The following is a 6,648-nucleotide window of genomic DNA, read 5'->3' as shown; positions in this document are numbered from 1 at the left end:
TACATGATAGACGATTGCCTTGAGGTAGAGAAGCAGATAAACCGGATCGCAGAAAGAATTAATATTACTGAAGAGCATTTTCCCTTCGCTGAGATGATAGGGCAATATGACTTTGACGAAAACGAAATTTACATACTGCTCGAGCTGATCTGGAAAGAACTGATCAATTCAAGCTGCAAAGTCGCTGACTTATTGAAGTTGATCAGCATGGACTTTCCCGGTTTATATCTGAACAGAAAATATTTTAATCAGGATGCCAAACTTGTGAAGAATGGACTTATTGTATTGATGCTGACCGGCAATGAAGAAATAACAATGAATACCTTCGTGAGAATAAATCCGAACATTGAGAAAAAAATATTAACTGCCTAAAAAAGGAGATAAAAATGGCTGAAAACCAAACTGGCGAATCTTATGAGACTGCCGTCAAATTTATTGGGATCAAATCTGAAAATGAAGGTGTGAAAGCAGAATATGAATATTTGGCAGAAAGATACGGAATACCAAGACTGCAATGGAGAAAACTCAAGCAAACCTGTATTCCCTACAATGATAAAAGATATGATATTATCAAGATCAAGTTGCTGGATGATTCCATAGTGGAAATCTACTTCGATATCACGGAGTGGTTTGGGAAACATGAATAATCAGGATTTCCAGTATTTAAATTATTTTCAGGATTAATCCTGTTAATTTCTTCCATCCTGAAAATCCTGATCAAAAAAAGGAGTACATAATGGGAAATGAAATTATCTCAATGCTCATAGATGGTATAGAGGTGCAAGGGAAAATTATTTATCGATCTTCACAAGATATTAATGTTGAAATCACTAGACCTTACAAAAATTTGATAACAGGGTCTCATATCCCTTATTTTGCGATGGGGGTTCATAATTTCAAAGGAGAGTATGGTGATAAAAGAGCATTAGAATTCTTGAACGAATTGTACGAGATTGGAAAAGATATTGAGAATATTTTATTAATCGCGAAACAACGCTTGTTAAATAGTGATGAGGAAGCAAAATAACCACTCATTTTACATTTTCAATTTTCAATTATTCTCCCTCCTTCACCCCCTCGTTCCCTCAAGCAGTCATGAAGTCCAGCAGTCAAGTAGTCATGAAGTCAAGCAGTCATTTTTCAGCCGAAAAAACTCTTGCCAAGAAATAATAGGTTTAATTGTTATGATTTTGATTTATTAAAAAATAAATAGCTACTATGCTATAGTTTAATTAATCTAATAGTAAGAATATAATATAAAGGATATTGCTATGAAAGAGATTAAAGGGAAAGAGAAAAATATTCGAATGATGATGGATAAGACAAAATTCTCAATTGATTATTATCAAAGAGAATATAAGTGGCAAAAGAAGCACTTGCAAGAGCTAATTGAAGATTTGACTGGAAAATATTTAGAAAGCTACCAAGATACTGATGAGAGAACTGATATTGAGAATTATGATAATTATTTTCTTGGTTCAATAATAATTTGTGAAAAAAATGGGGCTAGATATATAATTGATGGTCAGCAAAGGTTAACAACATTAACTCTTTTGCTGATATTTCTGAAAAACAAACTGATGAATGATAATCAAAAGGTAAAATTATCTAGTTTAATATTTTCAGATGTATATGGTATTGAAACCTTTAATATTAACGTAGAAGAAAGAAAGGAGTGTATGAATTTTATTTTTAACAATGACGCTTTTGATACTAGTAATATGACAGAATCAGTACAGAATATTCTAGCACGGTATGATGAGATAGAGCAACTAATCCCTGAAGAAATTAATGATCAATCTTTACTCTATTTTAGTGACTGGTTATTGCAAAATGTTTACTTCGTAGAAATAACTGCGTATACTGATGAAGACGCATATTCAATATTTGAAGCTATGAATGATAGAGGACTTTCACTAAATCCTTTAGATATGCTAAAAGGTTTTTTACTTGCTAATATAACAGAAGGAGAGAAGAGAAATAAAGCAGTTGATATCTGGAAGGATTGGTCAAAACGGCTGAGAGAATTAGGAAAAGAAGAAAACACAGATGCATTCAAAGCCTGGTTGCGGAGCCAATATGCTCAAACCATAAGGGAACGAAAACGCAATGCAGTTCCACGGGATTTTGATAGGATTGGTACTGAATTTCACCGTTGGCTAAAGGACAATACTGATCTACTGAATTTGAGTGATAGTACATGCTATTATGATTTCATTAAAATAAATATGCAGTTTTATCTTAAGCAATATTTAAGGATAAAAAAAGCATCTATGGAACCTGCATCAGGGTTAATGCCAATTTATTATAATGCCAAAATGAACTTCACTATGCAATTCCCCTTACTTCTCGCTCCACTGATTACTGATGATTCAGAGGAGATCATTAAAAAGAAACTTCTTGCCGTAGCAATATTTCTTGATATAATTATTGCTCGAAGAATCTGGAATTTCAGAAGTATCACCTATTCCACTATTCAGTATTCTATGTTCAATATCATAAAAGATATACGGGGAAAATCTCTACAAGACTTAGTCCAAATCCTTGTAAATAAATTAAACGAAGAACCGATTTCTTTTGCCGATAATGATAGATTGTACTTGCATCAACAAAATCGACATAATATCCACCATCTGCTATCTAGAATTACAGATTTTATTGAAACATCCTCTGGTATGAAAAGTAGATATGCTGATTATATAGAAAAGGGAAAGGATGGCTATGAAATAGAACATATCTGGGCTAATCATCCGGAACGACATATTAATGAATTTCCACATTCATCTGATTTTGCAGAATATCGCAATCGGATTGGGGGATTACTGCTCTTGCCGAAGAGTTTTAATGCGAGTTACAATGATTTAACTTATGCAAAAAAATTACCTTATTACTTTAGCCAGAATCTTCTTGTCAAGTCATTGCATACTGATTGTTATTCTCATAATCCAGGTTTTATTCGCTTTTATAATGAAAATAACCTGTCATTTAGGCCATACAAGTTATTCAATAAAAACGAACAAGATGAGAGACAAATACTTTATATGAAAATTGCTGAAATTATCTGGTCACCGGATTCAATAAAAAAAATTCTTTAATTTAATCTTATGCTGATATTATAAATAAGAGATCCAATTATTCATTACACCTTCGCCCCTTCGTTTATTCCCCAGCTCTGATTACATTATATTACATTACATTTAATTTTACATTTTACATTTTAAATTTAAATCTCCCTTTCACCCCCTCCTTCCCTCAATCAGTCATGAAGTCAATTATTCTCCCCATCACCCTTTCACCTCTTCACCTTTTCGCACCCTCGTTTTCCAGAGAAGCCTATTCGGAAAAAACACTTGCATAATTAATATTAAAATGATTGTTTGGTTTGTATTAGGAGTTGATAAATGAATGAAATACTGCAAGATATTAGAAAGAAGCTAGTAAAGGGTGCATTTCAGAATGAAGAACAGGTGCGTTTTTCTCTTGTTGCCAGGATATTATTAGCTTTAGGATGGAATATCTGGGATCCGAATGAGGTGGTTACTGAGTATCCGGTAAAGAAATTTCCTAAGACAAAAGAAGAAAGCGGAAGGGTCGATATTGCATTATTTATGAATAATCATTCTGATAGAACCCCCGAAGTATTTCTGGAAATAAAAGCACCAGGTAAATTAACTGGAAATTATTCCGCTTATGAAGAGCAGCTTCAAAGATACAATTATTATGACCGCTCTGCCATTAGCATTTTGACTGATGGGGTTGAGTGGAAATTTTATCTGCCATCTGCCGGAGGTTCATTTGATCAGAGATTGTTTAATGACTTTAATCTGAAAGATGATGATATTGACTATATAATAATTACCTTGAAGGAAGTACTACTTAAGGATAATTTCCGTAGGAAAGCTATTCAATCCGGTGAAAGAATGCTTGAGGAAATGAAGCTTATAAATATGTTAGCAAAAGTGAAAGGGGAAGCTCAATCCATAGCAAAAAAGATGGGTGATTCGTGTTATGAGGTTGCACAGAAGCTATTGAAGAATAAATATGGGAGAATGATTTCGCTGGAAGAGATAGAGAAATTCTGGGAAAGAAAAGTTTTTACATTACCCTATCTAACTAATGAGGAAGAACCTGAACAGCAGACAAAAGGAACAATAATAGATTTGGATAGCTTTGATCCAGCAGGAAAGAAACCGAAACGTGTGTTTATAATTACTAGTTGGACTGAAGTTAATTCATGGAGAAGAGTATATCTAGCGGTTTGTTTTGAGCTAATTAAAAGACATCCAGAAACAGATCTGGAAGGATTTTTATCAAAGATTAATAGATGGAACAAGAATTCAAGTATATTGGCTTTGGAAAATGGAAAGTTTTTGCACGCACATCTTAGTGCAAAAGGTTGTATAAGCCAATCTATAAGATTTCTGAAATTGCATGGATATGAAGTTAAAAAATGTTTGAAGATCGAGATATAGAAAATAATATTATTGTAATTTTGTAATGATAGTAACAGGGGTAGAAATGGCAATAGAGAGTTTGATTGAAAATATTTCTTATGAAACAATAATAGATTTCTTTCAAAGTAAGGCAGAAGGGTTTCGTGAATCTCGGGAAGATTATAGTTCATATTTACCTGAAGATGAGAGATTTGACGAATTTTTGAAATTGGGGTTGATCAGCACTTTAAAAGATGAAGAGATTGGAGTCTTTGCAGGTAAGATTTTGGGGAGTATATTACAGAAATCCTGCCGAAAGCAGCAATATGATATAGTAAAGAAGGTCATTAAAGATGAGAATCTTGATGCTGCTTTAGTTGTGTTTTTTGATGATGATGGACATTTCAGGTTTAGCTTTATCAAGGTGAATTATCTTGGAAGTAGAAGAGGATTTACAACATTTAAACGATATAGCTTTTATATTGAACCTGACAGGGCAAACAAGACATTCAGGCAGCAGATAAAGAAAACAGTTTTTTCATCCATAAAAAATATTTTAGCTGCATTTTCTATTGAAGAAGTAAGTTCAATGTTTTATATTGAATTCAAACCTCATTTTGATAGACTTGTTTTAAAGGTATCCGGTTCTGGTTATATTGAGAAGCAAGTGCGAGAGGAATTTGCTTTATTATTTGTGATCCGGCTCATTTTTATTGGATTTGTTCAGAAGAAAGGCTGGCTTGGTAATAGAATAGATTTTATTCAGAGATTCTGGCATGAGTATGAGGATTTCAGTAATCAGAAAGGTATTAGTGACGAATTCTATCAGAAATGGATTGCGCCACTCTTTTTTGAAGCCTTCAAGAAACCACCTGGTCACAAAGTGCAATATCAGCATAATCATTTTTGTAAAGAAACTGAGGATATATTGCAGATGGCTCCATATCTAAATGGTGAGTTATTTGAAGAAAAAGAAGGAGTTGATGATAAAGGATATTATTTACCAGATGAAGATGTTAAGGCATTTATAGAATTTCTATTTCAATACAATTTTACAATTGAAGAAAATACCCGCTATGATGAAGAACTCGAATTAAATCCTGAGTTTTTGGGGATTATATTTGAAAAGTTGATCAATAAAGAAATGGGAGCAATCTATACTCCGAGAACTGAAGTTGATCTAATGTGTAGATTATCATTGAGTAAATGGCTGGAAAAACATGTGGTTCTCGAAAAAAGTGATTTGTACAAACTGATCTTTGGGGTTGAGGAAGAACGGGAAAGTTTGGAAATCATTCCTGCAAAAATTACATTGATATACAGATTATTGGAAGACGTTAGGGTTTGTGATCCTGCAGCAGGATCAGGAGCATTTGAAGTGGGTATGCTGCAGGTAATTGATGAATTGCTGGAATTTCTGGGTGAATTACCAACAGCACCGGATGAACTAAGAGAAAATGATAGTTACAACAGAAAAAGAAAAATTATCTCTCGTAGTCTATATGGTGTGGAAGTAAAACAATGGGCGGTTTGGATAAATCAATTGAGACTTTGGCTTGTACTTTTTATTGAAATGCCGGATGAGGAGAGGTTAAGTTCTTTACCTTTATTGCCAAGTTTAAATTTCAAAGTTTGCCAGGGTGATAGTCTCGTTCAAAGAATTGGTAATAAGATATTTCCTCTGCATGGTTTTGCTAAAATATCGAGATATTTAAAGAAAAAAATCCGTGATTTACAATTAATGAAAAAAGACTATTTTGAGAATGTAAGACACGACCGGGGAATGATCAAACAGGAAGAAAAACTTATCTTTGCAGGTATATTAGATGAACAGATTGAAGAAATCATAAAGAAGATTAAGAAGAAGAAAGAAGATATTAGATATTACCAAGAAGGAAAACAATATGCACAACAAGACCTTTTTGATAATGGTCAGTCAGTTCAAGAAAAAATAGGATTAAATAAACAAGTCGTTGAAGACATTGAGCAAGAAGTATTGGAATTGGAAAGAAGAATAAATGAGTTGAAGAAAGAAAAATCCAATTTAGCAAAAAATGACTACTTCATCTGGAATATTGAGTTTTCAGAGATATTTTATATGAGTTCTGCATAATAGCAGGAAAATAGGAGAAAATGGTTCTCGAAAAATTGTAGCTTAGGCTTTTAAAAATAAGCAAAGCAGTATTAACTGGCTTTATTAGTCAGTAAACTGATA

The 6,648-nt window shown here is 33.1% G+C and carries 6 protein-coding genes; all 6 read left to right on the top strand.

The genetic code is table 11. From position 1 onward, the window contains the following. A partial coding sequence (locus RAO94_07705; GenBank protein MDP8322219.1) for a hypothetical protein occupies positions 1–372 on the top strand: 372 nt, incomplete at its 5' end. A 14-nt stretch (positions 373–386) separates the two neighbouring features. Further along, positions 387–647, top strand: a complete 261-nt coding sequence (locus RAO94_07700) for a hypothetical protein (protein ID MDP8322218.1) — start codon at positions 387–389, stop codon at positions 645–647. Positions 648–736: 89 nt separating this feature from the next. Next, the gene (locus tag RAO94_07695; protein MDP8322217.1) at positions 737–1,027 is read left to right on the top strand and encodes a hypothetical protein; all 291 of its coding nucleotides are present in this window, start codon (positions 737–739) and stop codon (positions 1,025–1,027) included. A 244-nt stretch (positions 1,028–1,271) separates the two neighbouring features. Continuing rightward, entirely contained in the window at positions 1,272–3,095 is a 1,824-nt protein-coding gene (locus RAO94_07690; protein ID MDP8322216.1) for a DUF262 domain-containing protein, read from the top strand. A gap of 306 nt (positions 3,096–3,401) precedes the next feature. Further along, entirely contained in the window at positions 3,402–4,472 is a 1,071-nt protein-coding gene (locus RAO94_07685) for a type I restriction endonuclease (GenBank protein ID MDP8322215.1), read from the top strand. Between the two features lie 46 nt (positions 4,473–4,518). Beyond that, positions 4,519–6,546, top strand: a complete 2,028-nt coding sequence (locus tag RAO94_07680) for a hypothetical protein (protein ID MDP8322214.1) — start codon at positions 4,519–4,521, stop codon at positions 6,544–6,546. Positions 6,547–6,648: the final 102 nt, after the last annotated feature.

It is taken from the genome of Candidatus Stygibacter australis (assembly GCA_030765845.1).
GTDB classification, from domain to species: domain Bacteria; phylum Cloacimonadota; class Cloacimonadia; order Cloacimonadales; family TCS61; genus Stygibacter; species Stygibacter australis.
This window is presented reverse-complemented; position numbering and strand designations above follow the sequence as displayed.